18 protein-coding genes are annotated in these 18,778 nt (G+C 70.0%); 13 read left to right on the top strand and 5 right to left on the bottom strand.

Features of this window, described 5'->3' with window-relative positions:
- Positions 1-18: 18 nt before the first annotated feature.
- Positions 19-750: a FadR/GntR family transcriptional regulator gene (locus ACZ68L_RS11265; protein ID WP_469576129.1), complete on the bottom strand. Its 732-nt coding sequence runs from the start codon at positions 748-750 to the stop codon at positions 19-21.
- A gap of 163 nt (positions 751-913) precedes the next feature.
- Here ACZ68L_RS11265 and ACZ68L_RS11260 point away from each other — a divergent pair, with 163 nt between their 5' ends.
- The 5 genes from ACZ68L_RS11260 (at position 914) to ACZ68L_RS11240 (ending at position 7,476) form a co-directional block, all read left to right on the top strand.
- Complete coding sequence (locus ACZ68L_RS11260; protein ID WP_469576127.1) at positions 914-2,509, top strand: ABC transporter substrate-binding protein; 1,596 nt, start codon at positions 914-916, stop codon at positions 2,507-2,509.
- A 111-nt stretch (positions 2,510-2,620) separates the two neighbouring features.
- Positions 2,621-3,571: an ABC transporter permease gene (locus ACZ68L_RS11255; RefSeq protein WP_469576125.1), complete on the top strand. Its 951-nt coding sequence runs from the start codon at positions 2,621-2,623 to the stop codon at positions 3,569-3,571.
- Between the two features lies 1 nt (position 3,572).
- Positions 3,573-5,540, top strand: coding sequence for a dipeptide/oligopeptide/nickel ABC transporter permease/ATP-binding protein (locus tag ACZ68L_RS11250; RefSeq protein WP_469576124.1), 1,968 nt, complete (start codon positions 3,573-3,575; stop codon positions 5,538-5,540).
- Positions 5,537-6,544, top strand: coding sequence for an oligopeptide/dipeptide ABC transporter ATP-binding protein (locus tag ACZ68L_RS11245; RefSeq protein WP_469576123.1), 1,008 nt, complete (start codon positions 5,537-5,539; stop codon positions 6,542-6,544). The genes ACZ68L_RS11250 and ACZ68L_RS11245 overlap by 4 nt, the downstream gene beginning before the upstream one ends.
- Positions 6,541-7,476 (top strand): dihydrodipicolinate synthase family protein, encoded by a 936-nt coding sequence (locus ACZ68L_RS11240; protein ID WP_469576122.1) that lies wholly within the window; start codon positions 6,541-6,543, stop codon positions 7,474-7,476. Before ACZ68L_RS11245 ends, ACZ68L_RS11240 begins: the two co-directional genes overlap by 4 nt.
- Before the next feature lie 147 nt (positions 7,477-7,623).
- On the opposite strand, the gene ACZ68L_RS11235 is transcribed toward ACZ68L_RS11240, so the two are convergent.
- The gene (locus ACZ68L_RS11235) at positions 7,624-8,460 is read right to left on the bottom strand and encodes a chaplin (protein ID WP_469576120.1); all 837 of its coding nucleotides are present in this window, start codon (positions 8,458-8,460) and stop codon (positions 7,624-7,626) included.
- 419 nt (positions 8,461-8,879) lie between these two features.
- Here ACZ68L_RS11235 and ACZ68L_RS11230 point away from each other — a divergent pair, with 419 nt between their 5' ends.
- The 6 genes from ACZ68L_RS11230 (at position 8,880) to ACZ68L_RS11205 (ending at position 11,935) form a co-directional block, all read left to right on the top strand.
- On the top strand, positions 8,880-9,281 hold the full coding sequence (locus tag ACZ68L_RS11230) for a rodlin (RefSeq protein ID WP_469576118.1): 402 nt from the start codon (positions 8,880-8,882) through the stop codon (positions 9,279-9,281).
- A gap of 294 nt (positions 9,282-9,575) precedes the next feature.
- Positions 9,576-9,809 carry a chaplin gene (locus tag ACZ68L_RS11225; RefSeq protein ID WP_469576117.1) on the top strand — a complete coding sequence of 78 codons (234 nt, stop codon included), beginning with the start codon at positions 9,576-9,578 and terminating at the stop codon, positions 9,807-9,809.
- Between the two features lie 244 nt (positions 9,810-10,053).
- The gene (locus ACZ68L_RS11220; RefSeq protein WP_469576115.1) at positions 10,054-10,344 is read left to right on the top strand and encodes a hypothetical protein; all 291 of its coding nucleotides are present in this window, start codon (positions 10,054-10,056) and stop codon (positions 10,342-10,344) included.
- 185 nt (positions 10,345-10,529) lie between these two features.
- On the top strand, positions 10,530-10,940 hold the full coding sequence (locus tag ACZ68L_RS11215) for a rodlin (protein ID WP_469576113.1): 411 nt from the start codon (positions 10,530-10,532) through the stop codon (positions 10,938-10,940).
- Between the two features lie 265 nt (positions 10,941-11,205).
- Positions 11,206-11,406 carry a hypothetical protein gene (locus ACZ68L_RS11210; protein ID WP_469576112.1) on the top strand — a complete coding sequence of 67 codons (201 nt, stop codon included), beginning with the start codon at positions 11,206-11,208 and terminating at the stop codon, positions 11,404-11,406.
- A gap of 118 nt (positions 11,407-11,524) precedes the next feature.
- On the top strand, positions 11,525-11,935 hold the full coding sequence (locus ACZ68L_RS11205; protein WP_469576110.1) for a rodlin: 411 nt from the start codon (positions 11,525-11,527) through the stop codon (positions 11,933-11,935).
- 166 nt (positions 11,936-12,101) lie between these two features.
- On the opposite strand, the gene ACZ68L_RS11200 is transcribed toward ACZ68L_RS11205, so the two are convergent.
- Complete coding sequence (locus ACZ68L_RS11200) at positions 12,102-12,602, bottom strand: DUF5949 family protein (protein ID WP_469576108.1); 501 nt, start codon at positions 12,600-12,602, stop codon at positions 12,102-12,104.
- 378 nt (positions 12,603-12,980) lie between these two features.
- Between ACZ68L_RS11200 and rsgA the strand changes: the two genes are divergently transcribed.
- Both rsgA and ACZ68L_RS11190 read left to right on the top strand, forming a co-directional pair.
- Positions 12,981-14,165 carry a ribosome small subunit-dependent GTPase A gene (gene rsgA / locus ACZ68L_RS11195; RefSeq protein ID WP_469576107.1) on the top strand — a complete coding sequence of 395 codons (1,185 nt, stop codon included), beginning with the start codon at positions 12,981-12,983 and terminating at the stop codon, positions 14,163-14,165.
- Positions 14,166-14,237: 72 nt separating this feature from the next.
- The gene (locus ACZ68L_RS11190; protein WP_469576417.1) at positions 14,238-15,584 is read left to right on the top strand and encodes a DNA-3-methyladenine glycosylase 2 family protein; all 1,347 of its coding nucleotides are present in this window, start codon (positions 14,238-14,240) and stop codon (positions 15,582-15,584) included.
- Between the two features lie 117 nt (positions 15,585-15,701).
- Here ACZ68L_RS11190 and ACZ68L_RS11185 read toward each other — a convergent pair whose 3' ends face one another.
- Both ACZ68L_RS11185 and ACZ68L_RS11180 read right to left on the bottom strand, forming a co-directional pair.
- On the bottom strand, positions 15,702-18,089 hold the full coding sequence (locus ACZ68L_RS11185; protein ID WP_469576105.1) for a glycosyl hydrolase family 95 catalytic domain-containing protein: 2,388 nt from the start codon (positions 18,087-18,089) through the stop codon (positions 15,702-15,704).
- Between the two features lie 165 nt (positions 18,090-18,254).
- Positions 18,255-18,737: a DUF456 domain-containing protein gene (locus ACZ68L_RS11180; protein WP_469576103.1), complete on the bottom strand. Its 483-nt coding sequence runs from the start codon at positions 18,735-18,737 to the stop codon at positions 18,255-18,257.
- Positions 18,738-18,778: the final 41 nt, after the last annotated feature.

The following is an 18,778-nucleotide window of genomic DNA, read 5'->3' as shown; positions in this document are numbered from 1 at the left end:
GGAGGGGTGGCAGGCGGGTCAGCCGGAGGCGTTGTCGCGGGCGCGGGCTTCCGAGATCCGGCGCCTGACCGGGGCGTAGTGCTCGCCCAGCGCCTTGAGGAAGCCGCCGGTGTCCCCGGCCCGCGCGGCGTCCACGATGTTCTGATGCGCGGCGATCGTCGCCATCTCGTCGGCGTGCGTGAATCCGTCGAGATGGGGCGCGACGATCGTGTACACGTCCCAGAACGCCATCGAGAGCTGGCCGATGAGGTCATTGCCGAGCGGGGCGACGAGCAGGGCGTGGAAGGCTCGGTCCGCCGCCACGAACCCGTGCCCGTCCTGCGCGCCGGTCTCGCGCATGGTGGCGACCAGTCCGTCCAGCGCGTCGAGCTGCTCCGGGCTGAGCAGCGAGACGATCCGGTCGGCCATCCCGCGCTCGAAGAGCTCGCGTACGTCGACGAGATCGGCCATCACCTGGAAGTCGTCGTCGGGTGAGAGCAGGCCGCGGAAGGTCAGGCTCTCCACCAGTGCGGACAGGCTCAACCTGCCCACGTAGGTGCCGTGCCCGTGCCGCACCTCCACGATGTCCAGCGCGTTGAGGATCTTGACCGCCTCGCGGACGCTGGAACGGCTGGCGCCGAGGGCCTCGCACAGGGCCGGCTCGGTGGGCAGCGGATCTCCGGGGCGGAGCCGCTTCTCGAGGATGTAGCGCTTGATGCCCTCGACGACTTCCTGCCGAAGCAGCTGCCGGCCGGGCCTCGTACCGGACATATGTGAACTCCCCACCTCTTGACCCCTCTCGATTGTCAAGCTACGTTCCCACGCTATCAAGGCATCAGACATCTGACGTCTGATGGCTTGGCTTCCTGATCCTCGTGATCCCCGCGTTCCCACGCCTGTTCCCACCCCTACGTTCCACGTCCCTGGAGGACCCGTGCCCGAGCTGAGACCAGCCGGTGTCGAGCGCCGCACCTTCCTGCGTTACACCAGTGCCGTCGGTGCGGCGGCCGCCATCACGGCGAGCCTTTCCGCCTGTGGCGGACCGTCATCGACCGCCGACGGCGCGGCGGGCAAGGGCAGTGGCAACGGCCTCATCGAGGCCGGTCTCTCGTACCCCCTGTCGACCGGCTTCGACCCGATGATCACCTCGGGCGCGACTCCGTACGCCGCCAATATGCACATCTTCGAAGGCCTCGTGGATCTCGATCCCGCAACGCTCGTGGCCCGCCCCGCGCTCGCCACCGGGATGCCGCAGAAGATCAACGCCACCACCTACCGGGCCACGCTCCGCGAGGGCGCGACCTTCCATGACGGGTCGGCCGTCACCGCCGACGACGTGGTGTTCAGCTTCGAACGCATCCTGGACCCGAAGAACGCCTCGCTGATGGCGCAGTTCGTGCCCTTCATCGACACGGTGAAGGCCGTCGACGCCGGCACGGTCGAGTTCAAGCTCACGTACCCTTTCGCGCTCTTCCCGTCCCGCATAGCCGTGGCCCGGATCGTGCCGAAGAAGATCGTCGAGCCCGACCCCAAGGCCTTCGACGCCAAGCCGGTCGGCTCGGGGCCGTACAGGTTCGTCGAGGCGACCCGGGAGGACAAGATCGTCTTCGAGGCGTACGACAAGTACAACGGCGCCCACCCGGCCAAGGCCAAGAAGATGATCTGGCGCCTGATGTCGGACCAGTCGGCGCGGGTCAGCGCGATGGAGTCCGGCCGGGTCCAGGCCATCGAGGACGTCCCCTACATCGACGTCAAGCGCCTCGCCGGCTCCTCGAAGACCGCGTCCGTGCAGTCCTTCGGCCTGCTCTTCCTGATGTTCAACACCGCCGACAAGCGGTTCGCCGACAAGCGCGTGCGCCAGGCGCTGCACTACGCCCTGGACACCGAGAAGATCATCTCCACCGCCATGGTCGGCAACGCCGCCCCGGCCACCGGATACGTCCCCGCCACTCATCCCGACTACCACAAGGCCGCCACGGTCTACACGCACGACGTGGCTAAGGCGAAGCAACTGCTCGCCGACGCGGGCGCCAAGAACCTCTCCTTCACCGTCCTCACCACCGACACCGGATGGGTCAAGGACATCGCCCCGCTGCTGAAGGAGAGCTGGGAGGCGGCCGGCGTCGAGGTCACCCTCGACATCGCGCAGTCCCCGGCCCAGTACGCCAAGGTCGACAAGGGCGCCTTCGACGTGTTGGTCGCCCCCGGCGACCCGTCCGTCTTCGGCAACGACGCCGACCTCCTGCTGCGCTGGTTCTACTACGGCTTCTGGCCCGAGAGCCGATACGGCTGGGGCAAGTCCGCCGCGTACACGAAGGTCAGGCAGACCCTCGACAAGGCAGCCCAGGCCGCCGACGACGCCAAGCGCAAGGAGCTGTGGGGCGAGGTCACCGACCTTGTCGCCGACGAGGCCGCCCTCTACCCGATCCTGCACCGCAAGCTGCCCACGGCCTGGAACGACAAGGCACTCCCGGGCTTCAAGCCGCTGCCCACCACGGGTCTGTCCTTCCTGGACGTCAGCCGAGCCTGACCGGCCGCGGCCCCGGCCCCCGCCCTCCGGCGCCCGATCGTCCGGTCCGGGACACCTCCTCGACCCAGGTGTCCCGGACCGTCAGCCCGCCCAACCGCAAGGAACCCGACGATGGTTGCTTTTCTCCGGCTCGCGCTGCGCCGCGTCGCGATGATGCCGGTGATGATCCTCGGCATCGCGCTGCTCGTCTTCGTGGTGCTGCAGTTCTCGCCGGTCGACCCGGCCTTCAACGCGCTCGGGGAGAGCGCCACCCCCCAGGCCCGTGCGGCGTTCGCCGAGGCCAACGGTCTCAACGACCCGCTCCCGGTCCGTTACTTCCACTTCCTCGGTCAGCTGCTCCACTTCGACCTCGGGACGACCGTCCCGCCGAGCCAGCCCGTACTCGACCGGATCACGGCCGCCTTTCCACTCACTCTCCAGCTGACCTTCCTCGGGCTGATCCTCGCGGTGGTCCTGGCCGCCCTGTTCGGTGTGGTCGGCGCCATGTACCGGGACCGCTGGCCCGACCAGCTGTTCCGGGTGCTCTCCATGGCCGGGGTCGCCATCCCGTCCTTCTGGCTCGGCGTGCTGCTCATCCAGCAGTTCGCACTGAACACCCGGATCTTCCCGACCGGCGGCTACACCAACCCCGCCGACTCGGTCAGCGGCTGGCTCACCACCATGGCGCTGCCCGCGATCTCGCTGGCGCTCCCGGTCTCCGCCTCCCTCGCCCGTCTCGTACGGACCTCGATGGTCGCCGAACTCGACCGCGACTACGTCCGTACCGCCCGCGGCAACGGCCTCCCGCCGCTGCTGGTGATCCGCTCGGTGCTGCGCAACGCGCTCGTCACCCCGCTGACCGTGCTCGGCATCAAGGTCGGATACATGCTCAGCGGCGCGGTCGTCATCGAAGCGATCTTCGACCTGCCCGGCATGGGCAAACTCATCCTCGAAGGCGTCACCGGCGGCGACGTCGCCCTGGTCCAGGGCACCGTACTGACCATCGCCATCGCCTTCCTGGTGGTCAACGTCATCGTCGACCTGCTCTATCTGCTGGTCAACCCGCGCATCAGGACGGTGTGACATGTTCGCCACCGGCCGTCTGGCCAACAAACTGTCCCGACCGGGCATCGCGTTCCGCGCCCTCCCGGTCACCTCCCGCATCGCCCTCGGTGTTCTGATCGTCGTCGTCCTCGGCGCCGTCCTCGCCCCGCTGTTCACCCAGAACCCACTGACCACCGGCACCCCGGTCCAGGCCCCCAGCGGTGCCCACTGGTTCGGCACCGACCGGGCCGGCCGGGACGTCTTCGCCCGGGTCGTGCACGGCTCGCGCTACTCGCTGATCATCGGCCTCGGCGCGACCGCCTGCGCCCTGGTCGCCGGTGCCCTGCTCGGCTCGATCGCCGCCACCTCGCGCAGATTCGGCGACGAGTCCGTGATGCGCACGCTCGACGTGGTGATGTCGTTCCCGCCGATCGCGCTGGCAGCCGTCCTCGTCGCGGTCTTCGGCACCAGCATCCCGGTGATCATCTTCACCATCGCCTTCGTCTACACCCCCTCGCTGGCCCGCGTGGTCCGCGCCAATGTGCTGTCCCAGTACGGCGAGGACTACGTCGCCGCCGAGAAGGTCATCGGGGCCCGACGCGGCTACATCGTGCTCCGCCACGTCGCCGTCAACTGCATGGCCCCGGTCATGGTGTTCGCGACCGTCATGGTCGCCGAGGCGATCATCTTCGAGGCCAGCCTCTCCTTCATCGGTGCCGGAGTGCAGGACCCCGACCCGAGCTGGGGCAGCGTCCTCGCCTACGGCCGGCAGATCCTCCTCGCCGGCGGCTGGTGGGCCACCTTCTTCCCCGGTCTCGCTCTGCTGATCACCGTGCTGGCGCTCAACATCCTCTCCGAGGGCCTCACCGATGCCTCCGCGGCGCCCAGGAGCGCCAGGGCCGCCGTCGACCCCACCACGGACACCGCACCCGGCCCGGTCGAGGCCACCTCCACCGCGGACATCGACGCCGCCCTCACCAGGCTCGCGGACCGCGTCAACGCCACCGAGCCCTCCATCACCCCGGTGCGGAAGGACGCCGCCGAGCTGCTCGTCGTACGGGACCTGGCGATCCGTTTCCCCGACCGCTACGGCCCGGTCCCCGTCGTCGACTCGCTGAACTTCACCGTCCACGAGGGCGAAACCCTCGGCCTGGTCGGCGAGTCCGGCTGCGGCAAGTCCATCACCAGCCTCGCCGTCATGGGCCTGCTCGCCCGCAACGCCGAGGTCAGCGGCGAGATCCTGTACCGGGGCCGGGACCTGCTGAAACTCTCCCCGAAGGAACGCCGCGCCCTGCTGGGCCCGGAGATCGCGATGGTCTACCAGGACGCGCTCTCCTCCCTCAACCCTTCGGTCCTCGTCGGCGCCCAGCTGCGGCAGCTCACCTCGCGCGGCGGTACGAAGACCCCCGCCGAACTCCTCGAACTCGTCGGTCTGGCACCCGAACGCACCCTGCGCAGCTACCCGCACGAGCTCTCCGGCGGGCAGCGCCAGCGCGTTCTGATCGCCATGGCGCTCTCCCGCAACCCCCGCCTGCTCATCGCGGACGAACCGACCACCGCCCTCGACGTCACCGTCCAGGCCCAGGTCGTGGAACTCCTCGTCGAACTGCGCGACGAACTCGGCTTCGCCATGGTCCTCGTCTCGCACGATCTCGCCCTCGTCGGCGACCTCTCGCACCGCGTCGCCGTGATGTACGCCGGCCGTCTCGCCGAGATCGGCGCCACCCGTGCCGTACTCACCGACCCCACCCACCACTACAGCCGGGGCCTGCTCGGCTCGGTTGTCTCCCTGGAGGCGGGCGCCGAACGGCTGCACCAGATCTGCGGCATCGTCCCCGCACCGCAGGGCTTCGGTACCGGCTGCCGGTTCGCCTCGCGCTGTGCCGCGGCCACCGAACTGTGCCGCACCACCGCACCCGAACTCACCGCACGCGGCGCCGCGAACGACATCGGCTTCGCCTGCCACCACCCGGCGAAGGCCGCACAGCTGGAAGGGAGCGCCCTGTGATCAGGCTCGACGGCGTCCACGTACGCCACAAGGCACGCAGCGGCGGAGTCTTCCGCCGTGACGCGGTGCACGCCCTCACCGACGCCACACTGGAGGTCAAGCGCGGCGAGATCGTCGGCCTCGTCGGCGAGTCCGGCTGCGGCAAGTCCACTCTCGCCCGGGTACTGACCGGCCTCCAGAAGCCCACCGAGGGCGAGGTCCGCTTTCACGGCCGCGACCTGTGGGAGATGTCCGCCGCACAGCGCCGCGACGAATTCGGCTCCGCCGTCGGTGTCGTCTTCCAGGACCCGTCCACCGCCCTCAACCCCCGGCTCACGGTCCGCCAGATCCTCCGCGACCCCCTCGACGTGCACGGACGGGGCAGCCGGGACGCCCGCGAGGCGCGCGTCGAGGAACTCCTCGATCTGGTCGGCCTGCCCGGCCACACCCTCGCCGCACTGCCCGGACAGCTCTCCGGCGGCCAGCGCCAGCGCGTCGCCATCGCCCGCGCGCTGGCCCTGGAACCGGAACTGATCGTCGCCGACGAACCGACGTCCGCCCTCGACGTCTCCGTCCGTGCCCAGGTCCTCAACCTCCTCGTCGACCTCCGTGAACGCCTCGGCCTCGGCATGGTGTTCATCTCGCACGACATCCAGACCGTGCGATACCTCGCCGACCGCCTCGCCGTGCTCTACCTCGGCCGGATCGTCGAGGAGGGGCGGGCGTCCGACGTCGCGGGAGCCCCCGTGCACCCGTACACCGAGGCACTGCTCTCGGCCACCCCCAGCCTGCTGGAGACCACCGAACGGATCGTGCTCACCGGCCCGGTCCCTTCGGCCACCAACCCGCCGTCCGGCTGCCCGTTCCGCACCCGCTGCTGGAAGGCGGACGACGCCTGCGCCACGGCCTTCCCCGCGGAGACCTTCGGACCGGGGGAACACCGCTGGCACTGCGTCCACCCCCGTAACCAGGCCGGCCCCACCGGGGACAGGCCGCCCGTACCGTCCGCAAGGAGCACCGCATGACCGCCCGCACACCCCGCTACTCCGGAGTGATCCCGCCCGTCGTGACCCCGCTCACCGCGGACGGCGAGATCGACCGGCCCTCCCTGGAGAGGGTCGTGGAGCATCTGCTCGACGGAGGAGTCAGCGGTCTGTTCGCCCTCGGCAGCTCCGGCGAGACCGCTTATCTGACGCCCGGTCGGCAGGACGAGGTCATCGAGGTCATCACGGCCGCCTGCGCCGGTCGGGTTCCGGTCCTCGTCGGGGCGATCGAGACCACCACCGACCGGGCGATCGAGCGGGCCCGCGCCGCCGAGGCGCTCGGTGCCGACGCCGTCGTCGTCACCGCCCCTTTCTACACGCGCACGCACCACACCGAGGTCGACCGTCACTTCCGGGACGTCGCCGCCGCGCTCGACGTGCCGCTCCTCGCGTACGACGTGCCGGTCTGCGTCCACAGCAAACTCGACCCGGAACTGCTGCTGCCACTCGCCGCGGACGGTGTGCTGGCCGGGGTGAAGGACTCCAGCGGCGACGACGCCTCGTTCCGCCGCCTGACCATCGGCGCCCGCGAGCTGCCGGAGTTCTCCGTGCTCACCGGGCACGAACTGGTCGTGGACGCCATGATGCTCGCCGGGGCCGACGGCTCCGTCCCCGGGCTCGGCAATGTGGACCCGCACGGATACGTACGTCTCCACGAGGCGGCGGTACGGGGCGACTGGACCACCGCCGCTGCGGAGCAGGACCGCCTTGTCGCGCTCTTCGACATCGTCCGCGCGGCCCGTCCCGGCACGGTCTCCGCCACCGCCGCGGGCCTCGGCGCGTTCAAGACGGCTCTCATGCTGCGCGGAATCATCGCCACGCAGGTGATGAGCCCGCCGATGCGCCGGCTGGACGCGGCCGAGACCGCCACGATCGCTGCCTGCCTGGACCGCGCGGGGCTCTCCCGGGCCTGACGCGATCCGAAGAACGCACAAGGGTGCGTGGGTACAGCCCCGGCTGTACCCACGCACCTGTCTTATTCAGCCCGTTACTCAGGGCCTCTTGTGTGGATCACGCCGGGCTCACGTGCCCCGGTCGAAAGACCCCGGCGGTCGTGTCGCTCAGTTCTGCCTGGCGCGGGCGCGGGTACGGCGCATCAGCAGGGCTCCACCGAGCACCATCGCGGCGCTCGCCCCGCCGGCCAGGCCCAGGTTGGTGTCGGCACCCGTGTGCGCCAGCTGCGCGGTGGTGACCGCGCCCCCGGAGGTGGCCGTGGGGTCATTGCCGGTCCGCACTTCATCGGTGACGGGCGTGACCGGAGGCGTCACCACGGGGGGAGTGATCGGAGGCGTGACCACCGGGGGCGTGACCGGAGGCGTGACCACCGGGGGAGTCACCGGAGGCGTGACGACGGGGGGCGTGACCGGGGGAGTCACCGGAGGCGTGACCACCGGGGGCGTGACCACCGGGGGCGTGACCACCGGGGGCTCCACGGGAGGCTCGACCACCGGCGGCTCGGTGCCCGGCCCGCTCACGTTCCCGCACTTGTTGCCGAAGGCAGGGTTCAGCAGCCCGACGACATCGACGGAGTTGCCGCACGCATTGACCGGTACATCCACGGGAACCTGGACGAGGTTGCCGGACAGCACACCGGGAGAGTCGGTCGCGACGCCCTCGGCGCTCGCCCCCTGGCTCTGGCCGCCGCTCCCCTGACCGGACTGGTTCTCGCACTCGTTGCCGAACGCGGGGTTGAGCAGCCCGATCACATTCACCGTGTTGCCGCAGAGATTGACCGGAACGTGCACCGGCACCTGCACGGCGTTGCCCGAGCCGACGCCTGGCGAACCGACGGCGGCGCCATCGGCGGAGGCGTCCGCGAACGCGTATCCGCCGGCCGTGGTCAGGATGCCTGACGCCGCGGCCATCACCAGCACGCTCTTACTCAAGGCTTTTCGCATTGACTGCCCTTTCTTAGGACACCTCGTGCGAGCGCATCGCTCGCGGTTCATTCACAGGGCGGTGGGGCTTCTGCCGGGGACGGCACCCCGGAGGGCTCCGAAGCCATATGCCCGGTGTCACCCATAACGAGGCGAAGGTGTCGAAGAAACGCGTAATTCGTGGAAGTCTTGTGATCACTCGGACGGATTACGCACGTGTGTCCACTCCGACGCGGGTGCCGTATTTCGACATGTCGAGCGGGCTGTTGATGCTCGCATCAATTTCTCCGCGCGCACATGCTCGCGCGGCAACCGTGAAGCCCATTCGTACTGTTGTCCGCGCGCTCTCGGCATTCGAGTGAAAGGAGAGAACCAAACGCCCGGCCATGAGTTGGGCAGGGGGCTCCGGTATGGGGCATCCAGTACGAGAAGGGTTAATCGTGATCAAGAAGGTTCTGGCTACGGGTGCTGTGGCCGCCTCCATCCTCGGGCTGGGCGCGACGCAGGCCATGGCGATCGGCGACGACGGCGGCACGACCTCGGTCAACGGCAACGGAGCCTCGCAGTCCTTCGGCAACGCCGAGACCCACGGTGACGGCAGTCCGCAGTTCGGCCTGGTCCAGGGCAGCCTGAACAAGCCCTGCGTCGGCCTGCCGGCCAAGGTCAACGCCGGCTCGCTCGTCGGCCTGGTCCCGGTAGCGGTCCAGGACGCCAACGTGCTGTCCTCGCCGCAGAACCAGCAGTGCACCGAGAACTCCACCCAGGCCAAGGGTGACGAGCCGCTCTCGCACATCCTGAGCGGCATCCCGGTGCTCTCCGGCAACGGTGCCGGCAACAGCTGATCCAGCCGCAGTGACAGGCCCGGGTCGTCGGCGTTCCTCCTCCGCGCGGCCCGGGCCCGCTGCTGTCGTTCCCTGTTGTCGACGCATCGGATTCTCCGATGATCCCGTCCATGACGACGAGCGATCGGCACTGCGTCATTCGGGCGATTTTCCGGGAATTTTCTTCTCGAAGAGTTTCGCCTACGGTCTTAAATCGTTACGAATTGCAGCGGCGGAGTTACGAGTGATCAGGACCGCGCTCGTGCGGCACGAAAGACGTGGCCGTTCCGGACTCCGTCAAAGAAAGGGATCAAAGTGAAGTACACCAAGGTTGCCGCCATCGCCGCCGGAACCCTGATGGCGATGGGTGCCGCCGCGCCCGCGTTCGCCGACTCCGGTGCCGAGGGCGGCGCCGCCTACTCCCCGGGCGTCCTGTCCGGAAACAGCGTCCAGGTCCCGATCCACATTCCGGTGAACGTCTGCGGCAACACGGTCGACGTCATCGGCCTGCTCAACCCCGCTTTCGGCAACACCTGCGCCAACAGCTGACCTCTGGTCGGCCGCGCCGAACGCTCCACCGGAAGGCCCCGGAACGCATCCGATGCGATCCGGGGCCTTCCCCGTTTCCGGTAATCGTTTCAAGTGGGCACCGAGAAAATGCGATCCCGTCCAGTTGCCGTGTCGCAACCGCGTCGTTACGCAAGATGAAAGCGGCAGAAGTCACAGCTAAAGAAGGCTGGTGCGGCGTGGGTGCACGACCGAAACGGATGCCGCTGCAGAAGGGAACCTGAAAGTGAAGTACGCGAAGTCCGCTGCGTTCGTTGCCGGTTCCGTGGTCGCTCTCGGAACGGCTGCTCCCGCCTTCGCCGTTACCGCCGCCACGGCCCCCGGCTTCAGCCTCAACGGCGGCATCAACCAGGTGGTCGAGAGCACGCCGCAGGCTGTCGACCCGGTCGTCGACACGGTCGGCGGCGCCGCCGACGCGATGCAGAAGAACGGCACCGTCACCAAGCTGGCCGGCCAGGCCACCGGTGCGGCCAAGGGCGCGGCTCCACTGATGGGCGGCCTGCCGCTCGGCGGTTGATCCGTCGCGTCCCAGCGGTTCCCGGCTCATCCGAGGCATTCGCATTCCTCCGGCGCCGGACATTCGGCGAACCATCTGTCGGCAGAAGAATCGTTCGAGTGAATCGGCACAACCATTCCCGTCGCCGCGAGTTGATCAGTGCGCTCCGGACAGACGAGCAAAAGAAGAACCAGAAGGGCTATTTCGTGATCAAGAAGATTATGGCCTCGGCAGCCGTCGCTGTTTCGATCGTCGGTGTCTCCGCCGCGATCGCCCCGCAGGCCATGGCCGTCGGCAACGACGGTGGTACGACGTCGTTCAACGGCAACGACACCGTCCAGTCGTACGGCAACTCCGCCACCCACGGTGACTGGAGCCCGCAGTTCGCGCTCATCCAGGGCTCGCTCAACAAGCCCTGCGTCGCCCTGCCGGCCAAGGCCAACGTCGGTTCGGTCCTCGGTGTCGTTCCGGTCTCGGTCCAGGACATCAACGTCCTGGCCTCGCCGCAGAACCAGCAGTGCACGGAGAACTCCACCCAGGCCAAGGGCGACGAGGCCCTGTCGCACGTCCTGAGCGGCATTCCGATCCTGTCCGGCAACGGCACCGGCAACAGCTAGGACCGTAAGGTTCCGGTCGCTCGACGCCGATTGCTCGACCTGGCAAAGGACGGCGCGGCGCGCGACTTCGAGCCCGTCTGCCCGCAGCGAGTGATACATGCGTGGGGTCGGCACATCTACGAGGCAGCCGTTGTTCGGCGGCCCGGATGCGCCGGCCCCATGTCGTGCGTCCGGGGTGCCGTCGGCCCCTCGAAGGGGCGGGCGGACTGGGCCGGTTGCCGTAGTGACGGCGGGCGTCACCCGTCGCACCGGGTAGGGGCCATGCATGGACCAGTACGACAGCCAGCGGCCCCGCGACCGGCAACGGCACGCACAGGACGTCACACCCATCTACGACCGGCTGCTCGCCGAATGGCAGGCGGCCCACGGCGGCCCGGAGCAGGGCCCGTCCGCACGGTCGGACCTCCCCTGTGCGGGGAGCCGTGTTCCCGCCGCCCGTACCTCCGACGAAACCGTCGACGGGTGAGAGGGGGCGTCGAACTCACGCAGGACCGTACCCATTTGGGTGGTACTGCGGAACCCACGCTTCGGTGGCGGGTTGATCAGCGCGTTCCACAACGGGACGCCCCGAAAGGTGAAGCGTGATGAAGAAGATGACGGCCGGCGCAGCAGTGGCCGTGTCACTGGTCGGTCTGTCCGCCGCCGCGGCCCCCGCGGCCATGGCGGTCGGTAATGACGAGGGCACCACGTCGGTCAACGGCAACGGCGCCGTGGACTCGTTCGGCAACAGTGTGACCCGGGGCGACGGCAGCCCGCAGGTCCAGCTCGTCCAGGGCACGCTGAACAAGGCCTGCGTCGGTGTTCCGCTCAAGGCCAACGCCGGTTCGCTCGTCGGTCTGCTCGTGCCGGTCGCGGTGCAGGACCTCAACGTCCTGCACTCGCCGCAGAACCAGCAGTGCGCCGACAACTCCACCCAGGCCAAGGGCGACGAGGCGCTGTCGCACCTCGTCAGCGGCATCCCGGTGCTCTCGGGCAACGGAATCGGCAACAACTGACATCCGGTCGAATGCGGCTGATCGTGGGCGGCCGGCCTCCGTGATCGCCCGTGCTCCGGTGTACGGCACGGCCGAGCGGGGTCCGGGGCACAGCGCCCAGGGCCCGCACATGACGATGCCCACCACTCCACGGGGGGTGGTGGGCATCGTCATGTGCGGCGGCGGCTCAGCCCAGGCCGCGTACCGGAAGAACGCAGTGCGCGGAGGTCATGATGACCTCTTCGTCGGCCGCGAACGACCGCAGCAGTTCCTCACTGACCGGTTGGCCCGGCGTGCCCTGTGCCCACGGACGGGTGGCGAACATCGCGTTCACCTCGCCCCGTTCCTCGGCAGCGGCCAGCCACTCGGGCGGCGCGGGGTACTGGGCGGTGAAGTGGGGCAGCGTCAGGACCGCCTGGCCGGCCTGGACGAGCAGCTTCACCGGAAGGCCAGGGGTCTCGGCCGCGTACACCGGTCCGGCGCCGACCGGCAGTCCGCTGCGGTCCAGGGCGACGCGCATGGCCGCCTCACCGGCGGCCGGGCCGTCCGTCCCGTCGCCCAGCGAGTAGACGAGAAGGAAGGCGACATCGGGGCCGCCATCGGGGTGTCCGCCGCTCCACCCGATCAGTGTGATCGTGCCCAACTGGGCTTGTGTGAACGTGCCGGTGGCGGTCTGGGGTGAGGTCATGCCAGGCACCCTAACGGCCTGCGATCGGTCATTGTGCACGCGTATCACCTGATCGAGGGAGGTCTGGTGATATCTCGGAGAAATACGGTCGAGGCACTCCTCCCTTCCGAGTCCGAGGGCGCCGTGAATCAAATGTGTTGACGTCATCCGAGGGCCGGAGGCTATGGTGTGACGCGTTCCGGACGGCGGACAGGAGCCGTCGGCCGGTGTCGACCCGTGCTTGAACCAGGAGGTGAGGACATTGATGACTGTCGTTGCGATGGGCGCTGCCCACAACCAGAAGAGCATCGTTCCCACCCCTGTGGTCGCCGGCTGACCTTCACACAACTTTCCGCGCCCGAGCGCGCGTTGCCGGGGCCACCCTTCGAAGGGTTTCCCTTGTCTTTCCCGACCTCCTGGTCCTCTCCGTCCCTCTCCTCCTCTCTTCAGGGCCTCTCCGCGTCGCATCCGCTGTCCCCGTACGGCTGGGACGACGACTGGGCCGCCGCATTCGCTCCGTACGCCGAACAGGGGCTGCTGCCCGGACGCGTGGTGCGGGTGGACCGCGGTCAGTGCGATGTCGTCACCCCGCACGGCACGCTCCGGGCCGACACCGCGTTCGTCGTTCCGCGTGATCCGATGCGGATCGTGTGCACGGGCGACTGGGTCGCCGTCGATCCCGACGGTGATCCGCAGTTCGTACGGACGCTGCTGCCGCGGCGTACGGCCTTCGTCCGCTCGACCTCGTCGCAGCGCTCCGAGGGGCAGGTGCTCGCCACCAATGTCGACCACATCGCCATCTGCGTCTCACTCGCCGTGGAACTGGACCTGGGGCGGGTGGAGCGCTTCCTCGCTCTCGCCATGTCCAGTGCCGGCGGCGACGCGCTGCTGCGGGACGGGACGCCCGCCACCGACGGCGCCGCCCAGCCGATCGTGGTGCTGACCAAAGCCGATCTGGTGCCGGACACCGCCACGCTGTCGTACCTCGTCCAGGACGTCGAGGCCATCGCCCCCGGGGTGCAGGTGCTGCCCGTCAGCTCCGCCACGGGGGAGGGGGTCGATGTGTTCGCCGCCCTCGTCTCGGGCGGTACGAGTGTGCTGCTCGGGGTGTCCGGCGCGGGCAAGTCGACCCTCGCCAACACCCTGCTCGGCCGCGACGTGATGGAGGTGCAGGCCGCCCGTGACGTCGACGGCAAGGGCCGGCACACCACCACGACCCGCAATCTGCTGGTGCTGCCGTCCGGAGGCGTGCTGATCGACACCCCCGGTCTGCGCGGGGTCGGCCTCTGGGACGCGGAGACCGGCGTCGGCCAGGTCTTCTCCGAGATCGAGGAGCTGGCCGAGCGGTGCCGGTTCCACGACTGCGGCCACGTGTCGGAGCCCGGCTGCGCGGTGCTCGCCGCGATCGAGGACGGTTCGCTGACCGAGCGGCGCCTCGACAGCTTCCGCAAGCTGCTCCGCGAGAACCGGCGCATCGTCGCCAAGACCGATGCCCGGGTGCGGTCCGAAATGCTGCGGGACTGGAAGCGCAAGGGGGCCGAGGGCCGGGCGGCCATGGAGGCGAAGCGGGGCCGGATCCGGTAGGGCGCAGTCGTGCGGTCGATGTCCGGAAACCGCCAGTGAGCCCTGCGGAGGTGCCGCACACTGGACGGTGTGATGGACGAACGGACCAGGTACGAGGCGGTGAGCAGCCGCGACGCCCGTTTCGACGGGGAGTTCTTCTTCGCCGTCGAAACGACCGGCATCTACTGCCGGCCGAGCTGCCCCGCCGTCACCCCCAAGCGGAAGAACGTCCGCTTCTACCCGACCGCGGCCGCCGCCCAGGGCAACGGCTTCCGGGCGTGCAGGCGCTGCCGACCGGACGCCGTGCCCGGCTCGGCCGACTGGAACGTCCGGGCCGATGTCGTCGGCCGCGCCATGCGGATGATCGGCGACGGCGTGGTCGACCGGGAGGGGGTGCCCGGTCTCGCCCACCGGCTCGGTTACAGCTCACGCCAGGTGCAGCGGCAGCTCAACGCGGAGCTGGGCGCCGGACCCGTCGCGCTCGCCCGCGCTCAGCGGGCCCACACCGCGCGGGTGCTGCTCCAGACGACCGGGCTGCCCGTGACCGAGATCGCCTTCGCGTCCGGCTTCGCCAGTGTGCGCCAGTTCAACGACACGATCCGGCAGATCTACGCCCGTACGCCGAGCGCACTGCGGACCGAGGCCGGGACGGGGCTGGGGGCCGGGGTACGGGAGGCGCGTACCACCGGGATCCCGCTGCGGCTCGCCCACCGGGGGCCGTACGCCGCCCGCGAGGCCTTCGATCTCCTGGCCGGTGAGGCGCTCGCCCGGATCGAGGAGGTCAGCGGGGAGCCCGGGGCCCGCACCTACCGGCGCACCCTGCGGCTGCCGTACGGCACCGGCATCGTGGCCGTGGACGAGCGGTCCGCCGGTTCCTGGCTGGACGCCCGGATCCACCTCACGGACCTGCGCGACCTGACGACGGCCGTGCAGCGGCTGCGGCGACTCTTCGACCTGGACGCCGACCCCTACGCCGTCGACGAGCGGCTCGTCGCCGATCCGGCGCTCGCACCGGGCGTCGCCGCCCGCCCCGGGCTGCGCTCGCCGGGAGCCGCGGACCCCGAGGAGTTCGCGGTACGGACGCTGGTGGGCAGGGCCGGGGCGGAGCGGCTGGTCGAGGTGTACGGGAAGGTCCTCGACGTCCCCTGCGGCGGGCTCACGCATGTGTTCCCCGAGCCGGGGGCGCTGGCCGGCGCGGTGGACGAGCCGGTGCTGCGGGCACTGGCGGCCGCGCTCGCCGACGGGGAGGTACGGCTCGACGCCGGCGCGGACCGCGAGGAGGCCGAGCAGGCGCTGCTGCGACTGGGGATCGGCCCGGTCGACGCGGCGCTCATCAGGATGCGGGCGCTCGGTGACCCCGACGTGGATCCGGACGGGAGGCCGGAGTCGGAGCGGTGGCGGCCCTGGCGCTCGTACGCCGTACGCCACCTGAGCCTCTGAGATCTGCCCGCGAAACCCCGCCGTACGCCCGAAGGGCATGACATACGGCGGGGACGGGTCGTTTCCGTGCGCGTGAGGCTGGGAGCCCGGGGAAGCGCCGGGCTCCCGGGCCGGGGCTCAGGCCGGCAGGCCCCAGCGCGGCGCGGGCTCGTTCGCCGTGACCGGGCGGATGGTCAGGTCCGGGCGGTCGCCCCGGGCCGTGAGCAGCGCGGAGTCGCCCTTGCGTAGGTGGATGCGTACCGCTCCGTCGGCCGGCTCCTCGTGACGCAGCGGGCGTCCGTGCCGGTCCCGGATCTCGATCGGGCCCTCGATGCCATGACGCACGACGCAGGGCGCGCCCGCCTCGCTGGTCAGCCGCACCCAGCGGGTCCGGCCCTCCTCGCGTACCGCACTGAGCAGGAACGCGCCCTGGGTACGGAAGTCATGGACGGTCATGTTCCGCCAGGCGGCGGGCAGGGCCGGGAAGACCCTGATCGTGCCGCCCCATGACTGGCAGACCATGTCGTGCAGCGACTGGGCCGCCGAGAGCGGGGTCTCGATGACCGGGCCGGACTCCTTGTACATGGTGTTCGCCTGGATGAAGCGGCTCATCAGCTGACCGAGATACTTCAGCGCGTCCTCGCCCTTGCCGAGCAGTGCGGACATCGACGCGGCCCCGGTGAAGGTGTAGCCCTGCAGGGCGCCTTCGAAGCCCACCCAGTGGGCGAGGGACTTCTCGATCAGCGCGCGTTCGTCGGGCGTCGCGCCCGTCAGCTCGTACAGCGGGTACACCGCGAGCATGTGCGAGTAGTGGCGGTGCGACTTGGCGAACGGAACCCCCGCGCCGATCATGAAACCGTTGGCGTCGACGGGATACGGCGCGAGCCTGGCCAGCACCTCCTGCCAGCGGGCTGTCAGCGGGTCGTGGACGCCCAGTCGCTCCGCCGAGTCGAGCAGGGTGCGGCAGCCCCAGCGCAGCAGCATCAGGTCGTAGTTGCAGTCGGGGGCGTTGACTCCGTACTCGGGGGAGAACGTCGCCGGGAGATGCAGTCTGCCGTCCGGGCCGGGCGTCAGGAAGTGCAGGTAGTAGTTGACGGCCTTGCGCAGCAGCGGGAAGAGCGTGTCGCGCAGGATCGACTCGTCCATGGTGTGGCGGTAGGAGAGCCACACGTTGTGCAGCGCCCAGGTCAGATTGCCGACCTCGGGGGTGGGCGGGTCCTGGCCGGGAATGCCGACGCCGTAGCCGCCGTCGCTGACCGACGCGCCGTTGACCAGCTGGGGGTCGGTGGTCCGGGGGATGCCGGCCGAGTCGGCCCGGTAGGGGGCGGCGACCTCTCGGGAGAGCTGGTCCCGGAACTCGCTGAGGGCGCGGGTGACGGCGTCCAGCTCCAGGTGGTTGGAGCCGTGGATCAGCCAGTACTCCAGCTGGACGTTGAGGTTCCACCAGGTGTTCGGCCAGGGCGTGGGCTCCAGCCAGGGGCCGGAGGTGGCCATCACGGGCGCGTCCCTGCGGGCCGCCGACGCCGTCTTGTACAGCTGGATCCAGTAGAAGCGTTGCAGCCGGGCATCGGGCAGGGACAGGAAGCTCTTCCGGTAGAACCGGTCCCACCAGGTGCGATGGGGCGTGGCCAGCTGATCGTACGGGAGCGCCGCGGCGGTCTTGACGGTACGCAGCGCCCGGTCTCGGGCCGTCGCCCTCGGGTGGGAGTGCGTGACCGTGACGTAGAGGGTGCGGCTCGTGCCCCGGGTGCGTTCCCGCCACGCGGTGACGTGCTGGCCGCCCGCGAGCAGCGGCTGGACGGCCGCGGTGATCGCGCCGTGCTGCTCGGTCGCCGCGGGCGGGTTGCCGGTGTAACCGTCCGGGAGGGGCTTGAAAGCGGCACGCGGGCTGATCGCGTCGGCCGGGTGGAACACCCAGCGGAAGTCCCGCTCGCCCGCGCTCGGGGATACCTCCACGGCGAGCAGATCGCTGGTGGAGTGGACGAAGGCCCGGAGCTTCAGGGTGCCCGCGGTCGTGGTGATCGTGCCTTCGAGTTCGGCGGTGCGCAGCCGCATCCACCACTCGACGCCCGTGATGGTGCCGGCCGGTTCCAGCGTGAAGTGGCCGATCGGGAGGCGGGCGAGGCCGAAGAGGGAGCCGAACTCGGGGCGGTGGTCCTGGACCTCGGAGTGCTGGACGTTGAAGCGGATGGCCGTGGTCGTGGCGCCGGGCTCGGCGTAGATGCCGGAGCCGAGACGGCCGTTGCCCAGGTACGGGCCCTCGTACCAGGTCTTCGGCAGCTTCTGCCAGAGCAGGTCGGCGTCGTCCAGGACCGTGCGCCAGGCGTCGTCGGGGGAGTGCACGGTGGCAGGGGCCGGGGCGGTGCCGGCCGGGGTGGCCCGGGCGGCTGCCTGGGCGGGGACGGCTGCCGCGCCGCCCACCACGAGCGCGCCGCCGATCGCGGTGCCGGTGGCGAGAACACTTCTTCGGGAGGGGGAGGGGGCTTCGTTCCGGGACGGGCGGGAAGGGTCCGGTGCTGTGGGCAAGGCGTCTCCTGGCGACTCGTACGCAGGCGCATCAATTCATCCGAGCTATTCCTTTCAGGGAAAGTAGGCACGAGGCATCCATGCGTCAATAGCACGTGAGAGATCCGATGTGTTTCCTTCTATCTGGACAGCATCCACCTGGATGTCCATGAGGGGCGGGGAGGGTCAGCCCCAGATCACCGCGCCCAGCCAGGCCCCCGTCACCAGCAGGCACGCGAAGAGCTCGACGAGCACGGACCAGCCGGTCGTCCGCATCACCGAGCGGACCGACGCCCATCCCGCCCCGTGGCTGCCGAGCCGCAGCCGCTCCGTCCCGTAGATCACCCCCACGTATCCGGCGATCCCGCCCACCACCGGCACCACGAAGAAGCCCACGATCGCGCCTATCCCGCCGAGCATCAGCGTCTTGCGCGGCGCCCCCGACTCATGCGGGCGGCGCGGCGGCAGCAAGGGCTTCAGTGCCTGGTTCAGCAGCAGCAGGGCGGTGGCGCCGATCAGCACGCCCCAGGCCACCGGAGTCACATCGGTCAGCGCCCACCACAGCACGGCGGCCCAGACGATCGCCTGCCCCGGCACCCCCGGCACCAGCACGCCGACCAGGCCCAGAAACATGACGAGGCCGACGGCGAGGAGTTGCCACACACCCATCTCACCAGCCTGCCGGAGTCCGGCCGGTCCCGCCCGTCAGC

The sequence above is a fragment of the Streptomyces sp. NPDC104309 genome (genome assembly GCF_055584025.1).
Note: the sequence above shows the minus strand (reverse complement) of the source record. Positions and strands in the feature narration are given on the sequence as shown.